The organism is Martinezella sp. CNPSo 3964, from assembly GCF_057784375.1.
Genome location: NZ_JBXSOW010000003.1, coordinates 650765 through 672288 on the forward strand (window position 1 = coordinate 650765; position 21524 = coordinate 672288).

General features: G+C 60.5%; 24 protein-coding genes. 15 read left to right on the forward strand and 9 right to left on the reverse strand.

Translation table 11 applies throughout. The features are described from left to right. Positions 1 to 30: 30 nt before the first annotated feature. The 3 genes from AC13Q5_RS13515 to AC13Q5_RS13525 all read right to left on the reverse strand — a co-directional run bounded on the left by AC13Q5_RS13515 (position 31) and on the right by AC13Q5_RS13525 (position 2201). Entirely contained in the window at positions 31 to 984 is a 954-nt protein-coding gene (locus AC13Q5_RS13515; RefSeq protein WP_075853735.1) for an acetyl-CoA carboxylase carboxyltransferase subunit alpha, read from the reverse strand. A gap of 63 nt (positions 985 to 1047) precedes the next feature. Next, entirely contained in the window at positions 1048 to 2037 is a 990-nt protein-coding gene (gene xerD, locus AC13Q5_RS13520) for a site-specific tyrosine recombinase XerD (RefSeq protein ID WP_075853736.1), read from the reverse strand. Continuing rightward, the gene (locus AC13Q5_RS13525) at positions 2034 to 2201 is read right to left on the reverse strand and encodes a hypothetical protein (RefSeq protein WP_167459830.1); all 168 of its coding nucleotides are present in this window, start codon (positions 2199 to 2201) and stop codon (positions 2034 to 2036) included. Before AC13Q5_RS13525 ends, xerD begins: the two co-directional genes overlap by 4 nt. Before the next feature lie 160 nt (positions 2202 to 2361). Between AC13Q5_RS13525 and AC13Q5_RS13530 the strand changes: the two genes are divergently transcribed. From AC13Q5_RS13530 to AC13Q5_RS13550, 5 genes are all read left to right on the forward strand, one after another. After that, positions 2362 to 2955: a shikimate kinase gene (locus AC13Q5_RS13530; RefSeq protein WP_075853737.1), complete on the forward strand. Its 594-nt coding sequence runs from the start codon at positions 2362 to 2364 to the stop codon at positions 2953 to 2955. Further along, complete coding sequence (aroB, locus tag AC13Q5_RS13535; protein ID WP_488501957.1) at positions 2952 to 4082, forward strand: 3-dehydroquinate synthase; 1131 nt, start codon at positions 2952 to 2954, stop codon at positions 4080 to 4082. Before AC13Q5_RS13530 ends, aroB begins: the two co-directional genes overlap by 4 nt. After that, positions 4082 to 5392: an HlyC/CorC family transporter gene (locus AC13Q5_RS13540; RefSeq protein ID WP_075853739.1), complete on the forward strand. Its 1311-nt coding sequence runs from the start codon at positions 4082 to 4084 to the stop codon at positions 5390 to 5392. The genes aroB and AC13Q5_RS13540 overlap by 1 nt, the downstream gene beginning before the upstream one ends. Before the next feature lie 178 nt (positions 5393 to 5570). After that, entirely contained in the window at positions 5571 to 6047 is a 477-nt protein-coding gene (locus AC13Q5_RS13545; protein WP_488501958.1) for a mobile mystery protein A, read from the forward strand. Then, a complete protein-coding gene (locus AC13Q5_RS13550; RefSeq protein ID WP_488501959.1) occupies positions 6047 to 6631 on the forward strand; it encodes a mobile mystery protein B in 585 nt (194 codons plus the stop codon). Before AC13Q5_RS13545 ends, AC13Q5_RS13550 begins: the two co-directional genes overlap by 1 nt. A gap of 45 nt (positions 6632 to 6676) precedes the next feature. Here AC13Q5_RS13550 and AC13Q5_RS13555 read toward each other — a convergent pair whose 3' ends face one another. Beyond that, positions 6677 to 6964 carry a BolA family protein gene (locus AC13Q5_RS13555; protein WP_075853742.1) on the reverse strand — a complete coding sequence of 96 codons (288 nt, stop codon included), beginning with the start codon at positions 6962 to 6964 and terminating at the stop codon, positions 6677 to 6679. 107 nt (positions 6965 to 7071) lie between these two features. Between AC13Q5_RS13555 and AC13Q5_RS13560 the strand changes: the two genes are divergently transcribed. From AC13Q5_RS13560 to AC13Q5_RS13580, 5 genes are all read left to right on the forward strand, one after another. Further along, positions 7072 to 7692 carry a J domain-containing protein gene (locus AC13Q5_RS13560; protein WP_075853743.1) on the forward strand — a complete coding sequence of 207 codons (621 nt, stop codon included), beginning with the start codon at positions 7072 to 7074 and terminating at the stop codon, positions 7690 to 7692. Positions 7693 to 8001: 309 nt separating this feature from the next. Further along, positions 8002 to 8991: a cobaltochelatase subunit CobS gene (gene cobS / locus AC13Q5_RS13565; protein ID WP_075853744.1), complete on the forward strand. Its 990-nt coding sequence runs from the start codon at positions 8002 to 8004 to the stop codon at positions 8989 to 8991. 17 nt (positions 8992 to 9008) lie between these two features. Then, complete coding sequence (cobT, locus tag AC13Q5_RS13570) at positions 9009 to 10910, forward strand: cobaltochelatase subunit CobT (RefSeq protein WP_488501960.1); 1902 nt, start codon at positions 9009 to 9011, stop codon at positions 10908 to 10910. A gap of 104 nt (positions 10911 to 11014) precedes the next feature. Beyond that, entirely contained in the window at positions 11015 to 12019 is a 1005-nt protein-coding gene (locus AC13Q5_RS13575; RefSeq protein ID WP_488501961.1) for an esterase-like activity of phytase family protein, read from the forward strand. A gap of 96 nt (positions 12020 to 12115) precedes the next feature. Then, positions 12116 to 12868, forward strand: coding sequence for an alpha/beta fold hydrolase (locus AC13Q5_RS13580; RefSeq protein WP_488501962.1), 753 nt, complete (start codon positions 12116 to 12118; stop codon positions 12866 to 12868). Between the two features lie 49 nt (positions 12869 to 12917). Here AC13Q5_RS13580 and AC13Q5_RS13585 read toward each other — a convergent pair whose 3' ends face one another. Together AC13Q5_RS13585 and rpmB are read right to left on the reverse strand one after the other, a co-directional pair. After that, positions 12918 to 13553, reverse strand: a complete 636-nt coding sequence (locus AC13Q5_RS13585; RefSeq protein ID WP_457882197.1) for a queuosine precursor transporter — start codon at positions 13551 to 13553, stop codon at positions 12918 to 12920. Between the two features lie 115 nt (positions 13554 to 13668). Further along, positions 13669 to 13968 (reverse strand): 50S ribosomal protein L28, encoded by a 300-nt coding sequence (gene rpmB, locus AC13Q5_RS13590; protein ID WP_004107717.1) that lies wholly within the window; start codon positions 13966 to 13968, stop codon positions 13669 to 13671. 237 nt (positions 13969 to 14205) lie between these two features. Between rpmB and AC13Q5_RS13595 the strand changes: the two genes are divergently transcribed. Then, the gene (locus tag AC13Q5_RS13595; protein WP_488501963.1) at positions 14206 to 14982 is read left to right on the forward strand and encodes a DUF3108 domain-containing protein; all 777 of its coding nucleotides are present in this window, start codon (positions 14206 to 14208) and stop codon (positions 14980 to 14982) included. Positions 14983 to 15121: 139 nt separating this feature from the next. Next, positions 15122 to 16021, forward strand: a complete 900-nt coding sequence (gene yddG / locus AC13Q5_RS13600) for an aromatic amino acid exporter YddG (protein WP_488501964.1) — start codon at positions 15122 to 15124, stop codon at positions 16019 to 16021. A gap of 21 nt (positions 16022 to 16042) precedes the next feature. Here yddG and AC13Q5_RS13605 read toward each other — a convergent pair whose 3' ends face one another. The 3 genes from AC13Q5_RS13605 to gloB form a co-directional block, all read right to left on the reverse strand. After that, complete coding sequence (locus tag AC13Q5_RS13605) at positions 16043 to 17200, reverse strand: esterase (protein WP_488501965.1); 1158 nt, start codon at positions 17198 to 17200, stop codon at positions 16043 to 16045. A 134-nt stretch (positions 17201 to 17334) separates the two neighbouring features. After that, positions 17335 to 17760 carry a cupin domain-containing protein gene (locus AC13Q5_RS13610; RefSeq protein WP_488501966.1) on the reverse strand — a complete coding sequence of 142 codons (426 nt, stop codon included), beginning with the start codon at positions 17758 to 17760 and terminating at the stop codon, positions 17335 to 17337. Continuing rightward, positions 17760 to 18530 (reverse strand): hydroxyacylglutathione hydrolase, encoded by a 771-nt coding sequence (gene gloB, locus AC13Q5_RS13615; protein ID WP_075853753.1) that lies wholly within the window; start codon positions 18528 to 18530, stop codon positions 17760 to 17762. The genes AC13Q5_RS13610 and gloB overlap by 1 nt, the downstream gene beginning before the upstream one ends. Positions 18531 to 18583: 53 nt before the next feature. Between gloB and AC13Q5_RS13620 the strand changes: the two genes are divergently transcribed. The 3 genes from AC13Q5_RS13620 (at position 18584) to AC13Q5_RS13630 (ending at position 21500) form a co-directional block, all read left to right on the forward strand. After that, positions 18584 to 19363: a class I SAM-dependent methyltransferase gene (locus tag AC13Q5_RS13620; protein ID WP_075853834.1), complete on the forward strand. Its 780-nt coding sequence runs from the start codon at positions 18584 to 18586 to the stop codon at positions 19361 to 19363. 101 nt (positions 19364 to 19464) lie between these two features. Beyond that, positions 19465 to 20574 carry a histidinol-phosphate transaminase gene (gene hisC / locus AC13Q5_RS13625; protein WP_457882203.1) on the forward strand — a complete coding sequence of 370 codons (1110 nt, stop codon included), beginning with the start codon at positions 19465 to 19467 and terminating at the stop codon, positions 20572 to 20574. Beyond that, entirely contained in the window at positions 20571 to 21500 is a 930-nt protein-coding gene (locus AC13Q5_RS13630) for a prephenate/arogenate dehydrogenase family protein (RefSeq protein WP_488501967.1), read from the forward strand. Before hisC ends, AC13Q5_RS13630 begins: the two co-directional genes overlap by 4 nt. The last annotated feature ends 24 nt before the right edge of the window (positions 21501 to 21524 follow it).

Genomic DNA, 21524 nt, shown 5'->3' on the forward strand with positions numbered 1-21524 from the left:
CTTTCAGCGATCACTTTTTCCGAATGCTGCTTAGAGATTGCGACCGATGTTGAGGAATTTCTGGCGGCGGTCGCTCCGCAATTGTTCGCCCGAACGGCTGGAAAGTTCTGCGAGCGCGTTCGCAATCGTCTCACCGGCCGAGCTTATCACCGCGTTCGGATCGCGATGCGCGCCGCCGACTGGCTCGGAGATGATGCCATCGATGACACCGAGGCCTTTCAGATCATCGGCCGTGATCTTCATGTTGGTCGCGGCTTCCTTGGCGCGCGTTGAATCGCGCCACAGGATCGAGGCCGCGCCTTCGGGCGAAATGACGCTATAGATCGAATGTTCGAGCATATAGACGCGGTTGCCGACGGCGATCGCGATGGCGCCGCCGGAGCCACCTTCGCCGATGACGATGGAGATGATCGGCACCTTCACGCCGAGACACATCTCGGTCGAGCGGGCGATCGCTTCGGCCTGGCCGCGTTCTTCTGCTCCGACGCCCGGATAGGCGCCGGCGGTGTCGACCAGCGTGATGACGGGCAACTGGAAGCGGTCGGCCATTTCGAGGATGCGGATCGCCTTGCGGTAGCCTTCCGGCCGGGCGCTGCCGAAATTGTGCTTCAGGCGGCTCTTGGTGTCGTTGCCCTTCTCCTGGCCGATGAGGGCGACCGGCTGACCGCGGAAGCGGGCAAAGCCTGCCTGGATGGCGGCGTCTTCGGAGAATTGGCGATCGCCGGCCAACGGCGTGAATTCGGTAAAGAGCGTGCTGGCATAGTCGACGAAATGCGGGCGCTGCGGGTGGCGGGCGACCTGCGTCTTCTGCCAGGCGTTGAGCTTGGAATAGATATCGGCCATCGCCTCGCGAACGCGGATTTCAAGCCGCCCGACTTCTTCGGACGTGTCGATGCTTTCGTCTTCGCTCGCCAGTTTCTTGAGCTCGTGAATCTTGCCTTCGAGATCCGAGATGGGTTTTTCGAAGTCCAGATAATTGTGCATGAGGTGCGTTTCCGATCCTTTTGCCCGTTACGAGAGATGGCGGCTTCAGCCTGTATGCCGGTCCTAATCCTGTTTTTTTGCCTGTTTGGCAAGGGGGTGATGCGTTTGGACCAGCTGATGAAGGCGTTCTTCCAGCACATGTGTATAGATTTGCGTCGTCGAAATGTCCGAATGGCCGAGAAGTTCCTGCACGACGCGCAGGTCTGCGCCATTGGCGAGAAGATGGCTTGCGAAGGCATGGCGCATCACATGCGGCGAGATCAGCGAAGGCGTCAGACCGGCCCGGATGGCAAGGTCCTTGAGATCGCGCGCAAAAACCTGACGCGGCAGGTAGCCCTGTCTGGAGGCGGCGGGGAAAAGCCATGGGCTTTCGGGGGCAGGGTTCTTGGCGTTCGCGGCAATCTCGGCCTGCAGCCGTCCATAGGTCTTCAACGCCGAAATGGCGGAATGCGACAGCGGCACCAGCCGCTCCTTGTTGCCTTTGCCACGGATCATCAGGAAGCGGCCTTCCTGATCCAGCACCTTTGCCGGCAGAGAGATGAGTTCGCTCACGCGCATACCCGTCGCATAGAGCATTTCCAGAAGCACCAGCATACGCAAGCGCTGCAGCCGGTCAGGCCCTTCGACCGCCGCCTCCTGTTCTGCCTGGGTCAGAAGCTTTGTCACCTCATCGACGCCCATCGTCTTCGGAAGGGCGCGGCCTTTCTTCGGCGCATCGAGAATTCCCGTCGGATCGTCGGTGCGCAGACCTTCGGCATAGAGGAACTTGTAGAATTGCCGCATGGCCGAGAGGCGGCGTGCCTGGGAGGACGGCTTGAAGCCCTGGCTCGACAGGCTGGAAAGGTATGAGCCCAGATCGCTGGAGCCGGCTTCCGTCAGGCGCACGCCCTGTTGGGACAAGAAGGTATGGAGATCGTCGAGATCACGCTCGTAGGATTGCAGGGTGTTGACGGCGGCGCCGCGCTCGGCGCTCATCATCTCGAGAAAGGCTTCCAGATGCACTCGCCCCAGATCCCTCTTGCCCGCTCGTACATTTTCAGCTTGCCCGCTCATGGTTTCAGCGAGCCTGTCGTCGGCGGGTTCAGGCGTTCGGGAGCAACGCGGATCGTCACATCGCGCGGTTGGGGATCGACGAAGAGCACGAGCGCCCACATCGCTCCATAGATCGATCCGGCGATGACCGCGCAGATGACAAGGAAGCGAAACAGGGTCGGCATTCGAAAACTCTCCTTCGCCGTTCATTGGCGTGGCGATGCGCAATAATTATGTCCTTCAAGGGTTAGCTGAAGGATATTGCAGACATGTTTACGGCAGCGGCGTCTTGACGCTACCGGTGCATTTGACGATACCGTTTCCAAAGAAATTGTGAATGGGCCGATGAGTGAACAAGTCCTGACCCTTGCCGAGAGCCTCAAAGACAGGGCGCGTGCTGCGCTGGGTCAGCGCAATCTCGTTTTCGTGGGATTGATGGGGGCAGGAAAATCCTCGATCGGCCGGCCCGTTGCGCAGCAGCTCGGCCTTCCCTTCGTCGATACGGACGTTGAAATCGAGCGCGTGTCGCGCATGACGATCGCCGAACTGTTTGCTGCCTATGGTGAGCAGGAGTTCCGGGCGCTGGAAACGCGCGTCATCAAGCGGCTCCTCAAGGGCGGCCCACGCGTCGTTTCGACGGGTGGCGGCGCGTTCATCAACGAAAGCACGCGGCTGCATGTCAAGCGCGGCAGCCTTTCCGTCTGGCTGAAGGCCGATCTCGACGTGCTGTGGGACCGGGTGAACAAGCGTGAGACGCGTCCTCTGCTCAAGACCGAGAATCCGAAACAGACCCTCGAGAACCTGATGAATGCACGCTATCCGATCTATGCGGAAGCCGATATCACGGTTCTCTCCCGCGACGTGAGCAAGGATATCATGGTCAAGGAAGTTCTTGCCGCCATCGCCGAGGGAAAGAAAGCAGAAAGCAAAATACGATGAATGCGATCACACCGGCTTCCGCTGAGCGTCTCGTACGCGTACCTCTTGGCGAGCGTGCCTATGACATCCTGATCGGCCCCGGCCTGATCGCGCGTGCAGGCCAAGAGATCGCCGCGCGGCTGAAGGGCCGCAAGGCCGCCATCATCACCGATGAAAACGTCGCGCCGCTTTATCTCGGCGCATTGGTCACCAGCCTTGAAGCGGCCGGTGTCCAGGCCTCCAGCCTCGTTTTGCCCGCCGGCGAAAAGACCAAGAGCTTCGAGCACCTGATCACCGTCTGCGATGCGGTGTTGACGGCGCGCGTCGAGCGCAACGATGCGGTGATTGCGCTTGGCGGCGGTGTCATCGGCGATCTCTCGGGCTTTGCCGCCGGCATCGTGCGGCGCGGCGTTCGTTTCGTCCAGATTCCGACCTCGCTGCTGTCGCAGGTGGATTCGTCGGTCGGCGGCAAGACCGGCATCAACACCCATCACGGCAAGAACCTACTCGGCGTCTTCCATCAGCCAGACCTCGTGCTAGCCGATACCGACGTGCTGAATACGCTGAGCGAGCGCGAATTCCGCGCCGGTTACGCCGAAGTCGCCAAATACGGCCTGATCGACAAGCCCGATTTCTTCGCCTGGCTCGAGGCGAACTGGAGGCAAGTCTTCTCGGGCGGTGCTGCTCGCATCGAGGCGATCGCGGCAAGTTGCCAGGCAAAGTCTGACGTCGTCGTTGCCGATGAACGCGAAAACGGCCCTCGCGCCCTGCTCAATCTCGGCCACACCTTTGGCCACGCGCTGGAGGCGGCCACCGCCTATGACAGCCGCCGGCTGGTGCATGGCGAGGGCGTCGCGATCGGCATGGTGCTGGCGCATGAATTTTCCGCGCGCCTCAATCTGGCAAGTCCGGATGACGCCAGGCGCGTCGAGGCGCATCTGAGGGCTGTGGGCTTGCCGACCCGGATGGGCGATATTCCGGGTGCGCTGCCGCCAGCCGAAACGCTGATGGATGCGATCGCGCAGGACAAGAAAGTCAAGAGCGGCAAACTCACCTTCATCCTCACGCATGGCATCGGCCAATCCTTCGTTGCCGATGATGTGCCGTCCTCCGAAGTCTTGAGTTTCCTGAAGGAAAAGCATCCCTGATGACCGTCGAGGGCACGCTGGCTGTATTGTTCGAATATTGGCCCGAGATCGTCTCGATCATCGCGCTGGTGCTGCTGTCAGCCTTCTTCTCCGGTTCGGAAACCGCGCTGACCGCCGTCTCGCGCACGCGCATCCATACACTCGAAGCAAATGGCGACGAACAGGCCGGGATCGTGCGGCGCCTCATCGAGCGTCGCGACCGGCTGATCGGTGCCCTGCTGATCGGCAACAATCTCGCAAACATCCTGGCCTCTTCGCTTGCGACCAGCGTCTTCCTCGGCCTGTTCGGCAATTCCGGCGTGGCGCTGGCGACGGCGGCGATGACCGTCATTCTCGTCATTTTTGCTGAAGTGCTGCCGAAAAGCTGGGCGATTTCAACGCCGGATCGCTTCGCGCTCAATGTGGCCGGCACCGTGCGGCTGTTCGTTGCCTTCGTCGGCCCGATCTCAAGTTTCGTCAATGCCATCGTTCGCTGGATCCTTGGCCTGTTCGGCATCAACCTCTCCAGGGAGGTGTCGATGTTATCGGCGCATGAGGAGCTGCGCGGCGCCGTGGACCTGCTTCACCGTGAGGGTTCCGTGGTCAAGGCCGATCGCGACCGTCTGGGCGGCGTGCTCGATCTCGGCGAGTTGGAGCTGTCCGACATCATGGTGCACCGCACGGCGATGCGGGCCATCAATGCCGACGATCCGCCCGAGGTCGTGGTGCGCGCGATCCTCGACAGCCCCTATACGCGCATGCCGCTCTGGCGCGGCACGATCGACAACATCATCGGCGTCGTTCATGCCAAGGATCTGCTGCGGGCGCTGGCGGAGCGCAATGTCGAGCCGGAAAACCTCGATATCGTCAAGATCGCGCAAAAGCCCTGGTTCGTGCCCGACAGCACCAATCTCGAAGACCAGCTCAATGCCTTCCTGCGCCGCAAGCAGCATTTCGCCGTGGTCGTCGACGAATATGGCGAGGTGCAGGGCATCGTCACCCTGGAAGACATTCTGGAAGAAATCGTTGGGGATATCGCCGACGAGCACGACCTCGATATCCAGGGTGTGCGCCAGGAAGCCGACGGTTCGATCGTCGTCGATGGCGTCGTGCCGATTCGCGACCTGAACCGCGCGCTCGACTGGGATCTGCCCGACGAGGAGGCGACGACGATCGCCGGCCTCGTCATCCACGAATCGATGACCATCCCCGAAGAGCGCCAAGCCTTCACCTTCTACGGCAAGCGCTTCATCGTCATGAAGCGGGAAAAGAACCGCATCACCAAGCTGCGTATTCGCCCCGCCGAGACGGAAGAGGCAAAGCCGGAGTAGGCTTGATCTCAAGAGATAAATTGGTCGTGAAAAGCATGAGGAAGTACCTCATGTTAAGCGTTGACTGCGCAATTATGCTTTATATGTATATATATAGATATACAATTTTTATGTTTTTGTATCGCTTTGCCTGTACAAAATTTTTAAAATCGTATAGCTATAGATGGGCAAATAGGTGTTGGCGGCAAACTCGATGAGTGTAAAAAAAGCAGTGGCGAAGCAATATGCCAGGCTGGTCGATAAAGCTGCGGGCCAGCTCTGGAGCGATTCGCCGCCTGAAGGCTGGATAACCACTATGAGGAAGGCGCTTGGAATGTCCGTACAGCAGCTTGCGGGTCGGCTGGCGGTAAGCCGTGGTGCGATTTATCAGGCGGAGCAAAATGAGCGTTTGAAGACGATTTCCATCGGGCAGCTGGAAAAGCTTGCGGAAGCGATGGGAGGGCGTTTCGTTTATGGCATCGTGCCGAAGGGTTCCGTTGAAGAGATGATCATGGATCAAGCGCGGACAAAGGCACGGTCGATGATCTATCGGACTAATGCCCATATGGCCTTGGAGAAGCAGGCCCTGCAGCTGGATATTCTCAATGACGAGATCGAAAGCCTTGCCAGGGAAATCGCGGAAAAAAGACCATCGGATCTCTGGGCGGCGGATTGATGTTTCAGGAACCGGAGGGCGCGACGCCGCTTGACGTTGACGATATCGAGGGACTGAAATTCAAGCACATCACGACTCGCCTTCAACTCGACGAGCTTGAAAGCGCAAACATCACGGCCGGTCTTCGCTGGGCAGCGCGGCGGCGGACGGGTGACATCCTGACGGATGAGTTTGTAAGGGCACTCCACAAGAGGTTGTTTGGCGACGTTTGGATATGGGCTGGAACCTATCGTCTGACCGAGAAAAACATTGGTATCGACCCATTTCAAATATCTGTTCAGCTTCGGATCCTCTTGGACAATGCGCGCTATTGGGCCGGACATTTGGTGTTTCCGCCCAAGGAAGCTGCTGCTTGCTTTCATCATAGAATGGTGCAGATACATCCTTTCCCGAACGGAAACGGCCGGCACGCTCGCATAGCGGCTGATCTTTTCCTTCAAGACTATTTCGGGCACCCGCCGATTGAGTGGGCGAGTGGCGTGGATCTGCAAGCCGATAACGAGCGACGGAACGCCTACATCCTCGCTCTTCGGGCCGCGGATGCCGGCAACATGGCGCCACTTTTCAATTTTGTCGGAGCTTGATGCGCAGTTGGGGGCCGGCGTGGCTAAGCTATACGCTGTGCCCGCCTACCAGCGCACTGCCTCTCCCGGAGCGGCGGGCTCCACGGCCAGCGCATGCAGGCCGGCATCCAGTTCCGGCTTCAACAGCTCGTTGATCGCCCTGTGGCGCGCAAGGCGCGGCATGCCCGAAAACTTGGCGGAAACGATGCGAACTCTTATATGAGTTTCGCCGGTTCCGGTCATGTCGGGCTGGTGACCCGCATGAAGGTGGCTTTCATTGATGACGGCAAGGCGCTCGGGCGCAAAGGCGTCGTTGAGCTTCCGCTCAATGCGGGATTGCAGTGTCGTTTCCATATTCCCGCGTCGACCTCGCTCACGAAAAAAGGCTCCCACAAAGCCTATAACATTCCTGTTTGTCAATTCTTGTTGTGGGGTATCCAAGGCCCCATAATTAGGACGCCATGAGACTTGATTCAAAATATTTCGATCGCATTCGCACTCGCCGCAAACGCGCGCAGGAGCCCGAACAGGGTCCGCCGACGTGCCAGTGGGATGGCTGCGACAAACACGGCACGCATCGCGCCCCGGTCGGGCGCAATGCGGAAGGGCAGTTCTTTTTGTTCTGCTTCGAGCACGTCAAGGAATACAACAAGGGCTATAATTATTTCTCCGGCCTCTCGGACGGGGAGATCGCGCGCTACCAGAAGGAAGCCATTACCGGCCATCGTCCGACCTGGACCGTGGGCGTCAACAAGGCAGCCAAGAACAGCCCGCTTCATTCCGATATCCGATCGGGTTCCTATTCCCGCGTCCGCGATCCGTTCGGCTTCGTCAAGGAAGGCGAGGGACAGGGTCGCGGCCCGCGTTTCCCGCAGCAGCGCAAGCTGAAAACGCTGGAAGCGAAAGCGTTCGATACCATGGGTCTCGGCGCCAACGCCTCGGCCCCGGAAATCAAGCGCCGCTACAAGGAATTGGTGAAAATGCACCATCCCGATGCCAATGGCGGCGACCGCGGATCGGAGGAACGCTTTCGCGCGGTTATTCAGGCCTATCAATTATTGAAGCAGAACGGTTTTTGTTAATTCCCGTCCTTGCTCTCCGCCTTCAATCAGGTATGGTCCAAATCGGCTGAAGCTGCGGGCAACCGCGGCAGGGTGCGCATTTGGCTGGCTGCACCTCGGTCAACTTTCCGGACGCGGCGTTTCTTGTCCGGGGACTCTGTTCAAGGATGCTCGCAAGCGATCGTATCATCGCGCCGAGATTTTGCTTTAGTCCCGGAGAAGTATCGCCGCTGTTCCGTCCGAACGGATGCGGGCAACAAGCTGCGGCGTTTCGGATAAATCGGCTGAGTTTGATATGGCAGGGTGAGAGCCACCCGCCCTGGAGACATGATGAGCAAGATTGACCTTGATATTTCCGAAGTTCCCGACACCACCGTTTCGGTTCGTGAAGTTTTCGGCATTGATTCCGACATCCGCGTCCCTGCCTACAGCCAGGGCAGCGCCTATGTGCCCGATCTGGATACGGATTACCTCTTCGACCGCGAGACCACGCTCGCCATTCTCGCCGGCTTTGCTCATAACCGCCGCGTGATGATCTCGGGCTACCACGGCACTGGCAAGTCCTCTCATATCGAGCAGGTCGCTGCGCGCCTCAACTGGCCGTGCGTGCGTATCAACCTCGATAGCCACGTCAGCCGTATCGATCTCGTCGGCAAGGATGCGATCGTCGTCAAGGATGGTCTGCAGATTACGGAATTCAAGGACGGTATTCTGCCCTGGGCCTACCAGCACAATGTCGCGCTCGTCTTCGACGAATACGATGCCGGCCGTCCGGACGTGATGTTCGTCATCCAGCGCGTGCTGGAATCCTCGGGCCGCCTGACCCTGCTCGACCAGAGCCGCGTCATCCGCCCTCACCCGGCCTTCCGCCTGTTTGCAACCGCCAACACCATCGGCCTCGGTGACACCACCGGCCTCTATCACGGCACGCAGCAGATCAACCAGGCACAGATGGACCGCTGGTCGATCGTGACGACGCTGAACTACCTGCCGCATAACAACGAAGTCGATATCGTGCTGGCGAAGGTGAAGTCCTTCCGCAACGACAAGGGCCGCGATACCGTCTCCAAGATGGTCCGCGTTGCCGACCTGACGCGCGCGGCTTTCATGAATGGCGACCTGTCGACCGTCATGAGCCCGCGTACCGTCATCACCTGGGCCGAGAATGCGGAAATCTTCGGCGATGTCGCCTTTGCCTTCCGCGTCACCTTCCTCAACAAGTGTGACGAGCTGGAGCGGCCGCTGGTCGCCGAGCACTATCAGCGCGCCTTTGGTGTCGAGCTGAAGGAAAGTGCCGCCAACATCGTGCTCGAAGCCTAAGGAAAAGCCGACACATCATGTCAGGTCGCGGAGATAATTCCAAAGCGAAGCCGGGTGCCCCGGTGGACATGGAGCCGTTGCGCCGGGCGATCACTGGCTGTGTGCGCTCGATCGCCGGCGATGCCGAGGTCGAGGTTGCATTCGCCAATGAACGCCCGGGGATGACTGGCGAGCGCATCCGCTTGCCGGAGCTTTCGAAACGGCCGACAGCCCATGAGCTCGCGGTGACCCGCGGGCTTGGCGATTCGATGGCGCTGCGGCTCGCATGTCACGATGCCCGTGTCCATGCCGTCATGGCGCCCCAGGGTGCGGATGCCCGCAGCATCTTCGATGCCGTTGAGCAGGCACGCGTCGAATCGATCGGTTCGCTGCGCATGAGCGGCGTTGCCGCCAACATCAACTCCATGAATACGGAGAAATACGCCAAGGCGAACTTCTCCGGCATCGAACGACGCGAGGATGCGCCGATCGGCGAAGCCATGGCGATGATCGTGCGCGAGAAACTGACCGGTCAGAAGCCACCGGAAAGCGCCGGCAAGGTGCTGGACCTCTGGCGCCCCTTCATCGAGGAAAAGACCGGCGGTCAACTCGAGAACTTGCTTTCGGCGATCAACGACCAGCAGAGCTTTGCCCGTGCCGTGCGCAACATTCTGACAGCCATGGAAATGGCCGAGGAGTATGGCGACGAGCAATCCGAGCCCGACAGCGAGGAGCAGCCGAGCGAAGAGGACAAGCCGAACGGCGAGGATCAGGATAACGACGACGTCAAGGAAGACGAAGGCTCCGATGCCGCGCCGGCCGAGGACAGCGAAGCTTCCGACGAGCAGATGGAAGACGGCGCGACCGAAGACGGCGGCGAGATCTCCGACGACGACATGAGCGAAGAGGGCGAGGAAGATTCCGAAACGCCGGGCGAGACCCGCCGTCCGAATACGCCTTTCGCCGACTTCAACGAGAAGGTCGACTACTACGTCTATACGGAGGAGTTCGACGAGACCACGACGGCACAGGAATTGTGCGACGTGGCCGAGCTGGAGCGTTTGCGCGCTTTCCTCGACAAGCAGCTCGCCCATCTGCAGGGTGCCGTCGGTCGGCTGGCAAACCGCCTGCAGCGCCGCCTGATGGCGCAGCAGAACCGCTCGTGGGACTTTGATCTGGAAGAGGGTTATCTCGATCCGGCACGCCTGCCGCGCCTGATCATCGACCCGATGCAGGCTCTGTCATTCAAGATGGAGCGCGATACGCAGTTCCGTGATACGGTCGTGACGCTGCTGATCGACAATTCCGGCTCGATGCGCGGCCGGCCGATCACGGTTGCGGCCTCCTGCGCCGACATCCTGGCCCGCACGCTGGAGCGCTGTGGCGTGAAGGTCGAGATCCTCGGCTTCACCACCAAGGCCTGGAAGGGCGGGCAGGCGCGCGAGAAGTGGCTTGCCAGCGGCAAGCCGCAGACGCCGGGCCGCCTGAACGACCTGCGCCACATCATCTACAAGTCCGCGGACGAGCCTTATCGCCGGTCGCGCAGCAATCTCGGCCTGATGATGCGCGAGGGCCTGCTCAAGGAGAACATCGACGGCGAGGCGCTGATCTGGGCGCATAACCGTCTCCTTGGCCGTCGTGAGCAGCGCCGCATCCTGATGATGATCTCGGACGGCGCGCCGGTCGATGATTCCACGCTGTCGGTTAATCCGGGCAATTATCTGGAGCGGCACCTGCGTGCCGTGATCGACCAGATCGAGACGCGTTCACCCGTCGAACTGCTGGCGATCGGCATCGGCCATGACGTCACGCGATATTATCGCCGCGCCGTCACCATCGTCGACGCCGACGAGCTTGCTGGCGCCATGACGGAACAGCTTGCCTCGCTGTTCGAGGATCAGACGAGCATGCCGCGCTCGCGCATGCGCCGCGCCAGCTGAGCCCGCTGTCGCTCCTTCCGGCATCGGCCTTGCGGCCGGTGCCCTTTCCAGCCGGCGGCACTGCTCCTTCAGGCCGCCGCGCATCCAGGGCATGGGCTGCTTTGATGGCAGCCGTTTTGGCAACATTGCTTGTCGGCTGCAGCGCCGGCGATGATGGCGAGGAAGGCGGTCCGGCAAATATCCGCGCCACGGTGATTTCCACGTTCAGGCCGGGCTCGAATGAAACGCGATTCGGTTCGCTGGAATTTGTCGGCGGCCTTGAACTCAGTTCGGACAACGCGCTTCTCGGAGCCATCTCTGCCATTCGTTTCCGTTCCGACCTGCGGCATTTCATTTCGGTACTGGATACCGGTCATTGGCTGACGGGAGCGATCGAGCGCGACGATGAGGGCCGGCTGAAGGGTATCAGCGACACCCGTATCTTGCCTATGATCGATCGTCACGGCGGCACAGACGCCGGCAGGAGCGGTATGGATGCGGAGGGGCTGGCGCTGCGAGACGATCATGTCCTTGTCAGCTACGAACAATATCATCGCATCGACGCCTATCCCGACCCGGGCTTCGAGATTTCACCACCTGACGGCACCTTGCCACTCCCGATCCCGAGATTGCAGCTGCGCGCGAATCGCAGCCTCGAGGCGCTGATGATTGCGCCGCAGTCGAGCCCGCTTGCCGGCGGTGCTGTCATCGTTACGGAAGATAGCCGGGATGATGAGGGCAATATGCTTGCCGCCATTCTGGACGGTCCGTTGAGTGGTCGCTTCACCGTCCGGCATGATGGCGAGTTCAGTGTCAGCGATGGCGTCTTTCTGCCTGATGGCGACCTATTGCTGCTGGAGCGGCGCTTCGGGCTGATGCATGGCCTTGGCGTGCGCATCCGCCGCATTGCTGGCGCTGATATCAAGCCGGGCGCCGTTGTGGATGGCAATGTCATCTTCGAAGCCAGCACGCGAGAGCAGATCGACAATATGGAAGGCATCGACGTCTTTCGCACCGCCGATGGCTCGCTTCACCTCATTCTGGTCTCGGACGACAATCATTCGATCCTGCAGCGCAGCCTGATGCTCGAATTTCGCCTGCGCGACGACGATCTCGTCAGCCAGAACTAGAAGCGAGGCCGGCCGATTTATTCGCTGCGCCTGCATTGAGCAAATCTCGGTCGTGGGCTAAGCGACACCTTTGCTCCAACAACCGGATTCCTCGACATGTCTGCTCCCGACAAACCTATCGTGCTGGTGCATGGGCTCTTTGGCAGCCTGAGCGACCCCAAGATCCTGGCGGCTTTCGGAAATGCCGATGTTCATGCTCCCGATCTTATCGGCTATGGTCGCAACCGCGCGGCGGACACCAGCAGCCTCTCTCTTCTTGATCAGGCGCGTCATATCGCGGATTTCATATCCGGCCTTGGCGCGGGCAGGGTGCATCTGGTCGGCCATTCGGTTGGCGGCGCGGTTTCGATGCTGGTCGCCAGCCATTTCCCCGAACTCATCGAATCGCTGACAAGCGTCGAAGGAAATTTTACGCTGAAGGATGCATTCTGGTCGGGCCAGATTGCCGTGAAGCCGGTCGAGGAAGTGGCAGGCATCATGTCGGGCTATGAAGCCGATCCGGACGCGTGGATCGCCGGCGCAGGCGTACAGATCAACGATTGGACGTCATCGCTCGCCAGAGGCTGGCTTGCCAATCAGCCGCCGTCGACGATCAAGGCGCAGGCGAAGGCGGTGGTCGCGGCAACGGGCGAGCCTACCTATCTGGAGGCCGTGCGCGGCATTCTGCAATCCGACATTCCCGTTTATCTGATTGCCGGACGTCGCTCGGCGGAGGGCTGGGATGTTCCCGATTGGGCGAATGATCTCTGCACGGCGCGGATCAATATTGCCGATACCGGCCATTTGATGATGGCAGAAAGCCTGGATGCCTTCGCCGCCGCCGTCCTGAACTGCCTGTCATATCGGTAAAAGGAGTCTCGGCGCGCATCGAAATGATCCGCGCCGAACGATCGACCGCTCAGGCGGTCGGCGCCTGCGACATCGGCTTCAGCATGTTCATCAGCGCGCCATAGGGCAGCAGCATCACGAGGCCGACGGTCACCTTGACTGAGAAATCGCCGATCGCCCAGGAAATCCAGCGCGGGGCAGATGTCGAGAACACGCCGAGGATCGGTGCCGAGTCGATCGCGAAGGGATCGTTCGGTCCGAAGAAGACGAAGAAAGGCGCGAAAGCGAAGGAAAAGAAGATCAGCGTATCCAGCATCGAGCCGATCAGCGAGCCGAACAGTGGCGCGCGCCACCAGGCCATGCGGCGCAGGCGGTTGAAGACCGAGATATCAAGCAGCTGGCCGGCAAGATAGGCCGAACCGGAGGCGATCGCGATGCGCGGCTGCGCCGTATAGAAGGACAGCGCGACGCCGACGACGAAGCCGGCGAAGACGACCTTGCGCGCGGCCCTGGGGCCGAACTGGCGGTTGGTCAGATCGGTGATGAGGAAAGCGACCGGATAGGTGAAGGCGCCCCAGGTGAGGATATCCGCGAGATTGATGCCGGCGAGGGTGGCCTGCAGCGGATACTGCACGAGGATATTGGAAGCGACGACGACCAGCGTCATCAGCAGAACGTAGATAAGGGTATGACGCAATGTCAGCATTTTTTTATCCTGGGAGATGCCACCAGTTGAAGGAAACCGGACATGGAAAAAGGCTTGTCCGGAAATGATCCGTGCAAGCCTCTTAGCCGGTAATGATATCGCGAAGCGCTAGTGCTTAGGCAGCAACAGCAGCTTCGGCAGACTTCTTGACGATCTGACGACGCAGCAGGCGAGCGCGCATGCTGAGTTCGTTTTCGCTTGCCTTGATAAGGAAAGCGTCGAGACCGCCGCGATGTTCAACCGAGCGAAGCGCTGCAGCGGAAACGCGCAGACGATAGCGCTGGCCGAGAACGTCGGAGATCAGCGTGACCTGGCAGAGGTTCGGCAGGAACCGACGCTTGGTCTTGTTGTTGGCGTGGCTGACATTGTTGCCCACGAGGACGGCCTTGCCGGTCAATTCGCACATGCGGGACATGGTACACCTACTTTTGTTTTTCTAGGCCATCGGATAGTCATCTCGGGCAAAGCCCTGCACGCAATCCAACAGGCCGTAATTGGAAAGTTGCGGTTCTATAGTCAGAGAGGCCGGCCGCGTCAAGCCAAACCTTGTGTTTTCCCGCAATTCCGTCAAAAAGCTGCTGTTGTCTGGCGCTCGCAGCAGGCGAGCAAAGCGACTATATAACTTGCCTGATCCTCGTTGAAGGCCTTGATCATGGTTCAAATTCGGAAGTGGCTTATTATTTCAGCTATCGTTGCGTCGGTGCCGTCAATGGCTCTGGCCGATGTGCTGCGGCATGAAACGCGCTATCGCGTTTCGCTGGCCGGCCTGCCGATTGCCCGGGCGGATTTCAAGACCGAGGTCACGGGGAAGCAGTTCACCATTCGCGGCGATATCACCTCGGCCGGCCTTGCCGATCTCGTGACCTCCATCGACGCGCGGACCGATGTGACCGGCGTCGTCAACGACAGCAAGCTGCAGGCGACGCACTACACGCTCTTCTACAAGAGCGGCAAGAGAGAGCGCACCTATGATGTCGCCTATGCCAACGGCAATGTGACGTCGAACACGATCACGCCTGAACCGAAGCGCCCGGACACCTGGGTTCCCCTTACGGAAGCGGACCTGAAGGCTGTGCTCGATCCGATATCCGGCATGATCTTTCCGATCACGCCGAGCCTCAACCTCTGCAACCAGACGCTGGCTGTCTTCGACGGCGAGATGCGCATGGATCTGAAATTGTCGCCGAAGGGGTCGCATCCCTTCTCGACCGATGGCTTCAAGGGCAAGACCATCGCCTGCGCTGTGCGCTTCACGCCGAAGAGCGGCTACAAGAGCACGCGCAAGGACTATCTCTATCTCGCCAAGAGCGACAATATGGAGATCTGGTTTGCCAAGGCCGATACCATGAATGTTTATGCCCCGGTCTATGTCCGCATCCCGACGCAATACGGGACGGTAACGATCACGGCCGTAAAATACGGCAGCTAGCCCCGTCAACCGCTTCGCGGAATCACTTGACGGTTCTCGCTGTTGTTCTTACGCAATTCCAGATGGAAAATTGCTGTGCATTTTCCTGGAATTGCTTTAGCGGGCCGGGGATGTCCGCGATAACGAACTGGGGGCAGGGGTGAAATTTCGCGCGACGCTGACGGGCTTTTCGGCCATTCTGATGTGGTCGTTTCTGGCGCTCTTGACCGTCGCCTCCGGCAAGATGCCGCCATTTCAGTTGCTCGCCATCTGCTTTGCTATCGGCAGCATTCCGGGTATCGTCGTCCTCCTGCTCACACCCGAGCGCCTGCAGCTGCTGCGGCAACCCGCCAAGGTCTGGATAACAGGCATTGCCGGCCTGTTCGGCTACCACTTCCTCTATTTCACCGCGTTGCGCCATGCACCGGCGGTGGAGGCAGGGCTGATCGCCTATCTCTGGCCGTTGCTGATCGTCGTCGGCTCCGCGCTGCTGCCCGGCGAGCGGCTGCGCTGGTATCATATCCTGGGCGCCTTGATGGGGCTGGCGGGCACGGTTCTGATCGTCGGTCGTAATGGATTCCATTTCGAGGGCGCCTATGCCGTGGGCTATGGCGCGGCCTTCCTCTGCGCCTTCACCTGGTCCGGCTATTCGCTGATCACGCGCCGTTTCGAGGCCGTTTCCACCGACGTTGTCACCATCTTCTGCCTCGTGACGTCGATTCTTTCCCTTTTCTGCCATCTTGGCCTGGAGGAAACCATCTGGCCGGAGAACACGGCGCAGTGGATCGCCGTACTGGGCCTTGGCCTCTTTCCGGTCGGGGCTGCGTTCTATGCCTGGGACTACGGCGTCAAGAACGGCGATATCCAGATTCTCGGCGCGGCAAGCTATGCTGCGCCGCTGCTGTCGACGCTCATCCTCACGCTGTTCGGCTTTGCGGAGCCGAGCTGGGGCATTGCGCTTGCTTGCCTGCTCGTGACCGGTGGGGCGGTACTGGCCGCCCATCGCATGATCCTGCGTCGGGACGATGCAGTGCCGACGCAGGCGGAAGCGGCGGAATAGCTCCGCCGCAATCGCTGCCGTTTATTTCTTGAAGACCTCTTCCAGGAAGGCCACGAGCGATGGCCGCCAGACATCCATCTCATGCTGGAGGTCCGGATATTCGTGGTACTCATGCTTGATCTTCTTCTCGTCGAGCGTCGCCTTGAGGCCGGCCACATCCTTGCCGACGACCTGGTCCTTGCTGCCGACCGTCACCGTGAAGTTATGCAGAGCCTTGTTGATCTTCTCCGGCTCGTTCAGGACGGCATCGACGGTCTTGTTCGGAACGGTCGTGGTGCTGACGCCGCTGAAGGTGGCGACCCAGCCGAAGGTGTCGAGATGAGAAAGACCGGACACGAGGGCCTGATAGCCGCCCTGAGACAGGCCGGCTACGGCGCGGCCGCTTGCCTCGTTTCGCACCCGATAATGCTTCTTCATGTACGGGATAAGGTCTTCGGTCAGCTCGCGATCGGCGGCCTCGGCATTTGCCGGATAGAAGTTTGCGCGGCGATCGGCGGCCGGGAAATTCTCGGCGATCGCGTTCGGTACGTCGGTTTCCGTATCGGGGATGACGACGATCATCGGCTCGATCTTCTTTTCGGCAAGCAGATTGTCGAGGATCTGCGGCGCGCGGCCCTGGAGGACCCAGGACCCCACCGTATCGCCGAAGCCGTGATAGAGATAGAGCACGGGCAGCGGCTTGGAGGAATCGGTATAGCCGGGCGGCGTGTAGACATACATCTGCCGCTCCGAATCGAGCGCTTTGGAATGTAGGGTCACCAGCCGCAGGTCGCCATGCGGTACGTTGCGGGTATCGAGAATGCTGCCGGGCACCAGGATGAGGCTGGTATTGACCTGTCGCTGCGGCTTGGGCGCATTGGTGCCGGTGTCGATGCTGCGGAAGCCGTCGACGTTGAAGTAATACTCGTAGAGGTTCGGCTTCAGCACCTCCGTTTTCGCACTCCATGTGCCATCGTCGCCGCGTTGCATGGCGATGGAATCGCGCGAGCCCAAGGCAACGGAAACCGCCTTTGCAGCTGGAGCATAGAGGCGGAAGGTAATCGACCCATCCTTCTCGACCGAAGTCACGAAGTTTTTCAGGGGCTTTTCGGCCGGCGGCGAAGCCGGTGCATCAAGGGCAAAGACAGGCGCGCTCATGACGCAACCTGCTGCAACGAGCAAAGGGAACAACAAACGCACGAAAAAACCTCCTCCAGTTGAATCAATTTTCACTCTCCCCGTGTAAAGCTGACACAGCGCGTCGCTTTTTCAAGACTGCCGCTGCGCGCCGTCTGGTCGCATCCTGCGTGATGTCAATGAAAGGTAAAAGAGGTTCAGTCTGAGATCGGCTTCCAGTCTGGCGGCGCCATCTCGAAGCTTGAAAATTCGAAGCCGGGTGCGACCGTGCAGCCGACGAGCGTGAATTCGCCGAGGCTTTCGGCCGATTGCCACCAGTTGGCGGGAATGATCGCCTGAGGGCGCTCGCCCTTCGCCAGATCCATGCCGAGTACGAGCCTTTCACTGGCATTGCCGTCGGCCGAGCGATGCAAAGCGAGGGGCGCGCCGGCATAATAGTGCCAGACCTCGGCGGCATCGTGGACCCGGTGCCAGTGCGACCGTTCGCCCGCCTCCAGCAGATAGTAGATCGCGGTGGAATGGCCACGCGCGCCGCCATTTTCGTCGCGAAACGTCTGCACGTACCAACCGCCTTCCGGATGCCGCTGCATGGAAAGCGTTTCGATGATCTCCTTTGCCTGCATCAGAAATTGTCCTTGCGCTTGCGGATCTCGGCGAAGACCTCGTCATTGCTGCGGCTTTCCATCAGCAGGTGGCGGCGGATCGACGGATCGGCGGCGCGCAAGAAGGGGTTGGTTTCCTTCTCCAGCGCCAGCGTCGTCGGAATGGTGAACTTACCCCCCGCCCTTAATGCCTCGATATCGGCGGCGCGCGCCTTCAGCCGCTCGTTGTCGGGATCGATGGTCAGCGCGAAGCGGGCGTTGGAGAGCGTGTATTCATGGCCGAAATAAACGGCCGTTTCGTCCGGCAGCACGGCGAGCTTCTGCAGCGACGCCCACATATCCGCTGCCGGCCGTTCGAACAGGCGGCCGCAGCCAAGCGCAAACAGCGTATCGGCGGCAAAAAGCAGCTTGTCGTCGGCAAAGTGATAGCAGACGTGGCCGGCAGTGTGGCCGGGCGTTTCGATGACATTGACCGTATGGCCGGCGAACTCGAACGTATCGCCATCGCCGACGGCGCGATCGAGGCCGGGAATGGCGACGGCCTCGTTGATCGGGCCGATGATCTCGCAGCCGAACTGCTCCTTCAGCGCCAGATTGCCCTCGACGTGATCGGTGTGATGATGGGTCGTCAGGATGTGGCTGATCGTCCAGCCGCGCCGATCGGCCGCCTTCAGGACGGCATCTGCCTCCGGAGCGTCGATCGATGCCGTCAATCCGGTTTCCGGATCGTGGACCAAGACGCCGAAATTGTCGGAACGGCAGATAAAAATCTCTAATTCCAATGGTTTCATGATCGAAATCGTCCTCGTCTTTTACGTTGATGGAGAATGTAAGCCGTTCGGCCTTGAAGTCCAACGCTCGGCTGATAACATTTGTTTCGATGCACGCCGATATTGTCGATCTCCGCCAGTTTTATCATTCCGAGCTCGGTCGCTTGGCGGAGCAGTCGATCGCCATGGCTTTGTCCTCCATCTGGGCGCGGATGCCGGAAGAGCGGCTTGTCGGCCTCGGCTATGCCGTTCCCTATCTCGATCGCTTCCGCGCCGATACCGAGCGCACCTTCGCCTTCATGCCGGCGGGGCAGGGAGCGGTGAACTGGCCGATGGGTTCGGCCTCGTCGACGGCGCTGATCTTCGATGAAGAGCTTCCTCTGCCGGATAGTTCGATCGACCGGGTGCTGATGGTGCATTCGCTGGAATTCGCCGAAAGCCCGCGGGAGACGCTGAAGGAGCTCTGGCGTGTGCTGGCGCCGGGCGGGCGGCTTGTCATCGCCGTGCCGAACCGTCGTGGTGTCTGGGCGCGCATGGAGCACACGCCCTTCGGCTCCGGCCGGCCCTATTCGCGCGGCCAGCTTACGTCGCTGCTGCGTGAAACCAATTTCACGCCGGGTGCGACCGCAGAAGCACTCTTCTTCCCACCTTCCAAACTGCGCACGGTGCTGCGGCTGCGCCGCGCCTTCGAGCGGGTCGGCCGCACCCTTTGGCCGGCATTTTCGGGCGTCATCATCGTCGAGGCGCAGAAACGGCTTTATCAGGGCCTGCCCGTTGCTGTTCGTGCCTCGCGTCGTGTCTTCGTGCCGGTTCTAGCGCCGCGTGGCATACCGACGACGCGCGACGGCACCTGATGCTTTCGCCGTCGCGTCACACTCGACAAATTTGTCAATCCGCATTAATGCGACGGGGTGTCATAAACCGGAATTTTCCGGTCTTTCCCAAGGTCGATCCCATGAGCATGGAAATGAGCAAGCCCGTCCCGCGTCCCGGCATTCTCGATATAGCCGCCTATGTGCCGGGCAAGGAGCATGCGCCGGGCGTTGCGCGCGTGTTCAAGCTCTCCTCCAACGAGACGCCGCTTGGCGCCAGCCCCAAGGCCATCGAAGCCTTCCGCGGTGCTGCCGAACATCTCGAACGCTATCCGGATGGACAGGCCAAGGAATTGCGCCAGGCGATCGCCGATGTGCATGGGCTGAATGTGGCCAATATTCTTTGCGGAGCCGGCTCGGACGAGCTGCTCGGCCTGCTCTGCCACACCTATCTCGACACCGGTGACGAAGGCATCATCACGGAGCACGGCTTCCTGGTCTATAAAATCCAGATCATGGCGGCCGGCGCGACGCCTGTGACGGTCAAGGAAAAGGATTGCACCGTCGATGTCGACGCGATCCTGGCCGCCGTCACGGAGAAGACCAAGATGGTCTTCATTGCCAACCCCGCCAATCCCACCGGAACCTATGTGCCGGTCAGCGAGATCCGCCGTCTGCAGGCGAGCCTGCCGAAGCATGTCATCCTCGTGCTCGACGCGGCCTATGCGGAATATGTCCGTCGCAACGACTATGAGGCCGGCCTTGAGCTCGTTTCGGCAAACCAGAACGTCGTCATGACCCGTACCTTCTCGAAGGTCTATGGTCTGGCGGCCCTTCGCATCGGTTGGATGTATGGTCCGGTCGATATCGTCGATGCGATCAACCGCGTGCGTGCTCCGTTCAATCTGAACAGCGCCGCCATCGCGGCTGGGGCGGCCGCCATTCGCGATCAAGCCTTCACCGAGAAGGCCGTAGCGCACAATACGCTCTGGATCGGGAAGATGACGGCTGCGCTTGAGGCTCTCGGCCTCAAGGTAACGCCGTCGGTTGCGAATTTCGTGCTGATCCATTTCCCCGATAGCGACGGCAAGCGCGCCGCGGAGGCTGACGATTTCCTCACGAGCCGCGGCTATATCCTGCGCGCCGTCCGGGCCTATGGCTTCCCGAATTCGTTGCGCTTGAGCATCGGCACCGAAGAGGCCAATCTCGGCGTCATCGACGCTCTGACCGAATTTATGGGACGCAAGGCATGAGCAATCTCCAGTTCGACCGTATCGCATTGATCGGTATCGGCCTTATCGGCTCCTCCATCGCCCACGATATCAAGCGACTTGGGCTTGCCAAGGAAATGGTGATCTCGACGCGCAGCGCCGAGACGCTGAAGCGCGCCGAAGAGCTGAAGCTCGGCGACCGTTACACGCCATCGTCGGCCGAAGCGGTTGATGATGCCGATCTCGTCATCGTCTCCGTGCCGGTCGGCGCCTCCGAGAGCGTCGCCAAGGAAATTGCCGCGCATTTGAAGCCGGGCGCCATCGTCACCGATGTCGGCTCGACCAAGGCCTCGGTCATCGCGCAGATGCAGCCGCATATGCCCTCCAACGTGCATTTCATTCCAGGCCATCCTCTGGCGGGTACGGAAAAGTCCGGCCCGGATGCGGGCTTTCCAGGTCTCTTCAAGGGACGCTGGTGCATCTTCACGCCGGTCCAGGGCACGGACGAGGCAGCGATCAAGACGCTTCGCGGCTTCTGGGAAACTTTGGGCTCCCGCGTCGACGAAATGGACCCAGAGCATCACGACAAGGTCCTGGCGATCGTCTCGCATCTGCCGCACCTGATCGCCTATAACATCGTCGGTACCGCCGACGATCTGGAGACGGTGACCGAGTCGGAAGTCATCAAATATTCCGCTTCCGGCTTCCGCGACTTCACGCGCCTTGCCGCATCCGATCCGACCATGTGGCGCGACGTCTGCCTGCACAATCGCGATGCCATCCTGGAAATGCTGTCGCGCTTCTCGGAGGATCTGGCGTCCTTGCAGCGCGCCATCCGCTGGGGGGACGGCGACAAGATCTTCGAACTCTTCACCCGCACCCGCGCCATTCGCCGCTCGATCGTCGAAGCCGGCCAGGATGTCGACGTGCCCGACTTCGGCCGTCACGCGCTGGATGCGAAGGAATAGGCATCCCGACGCAAGGGAAGGGCG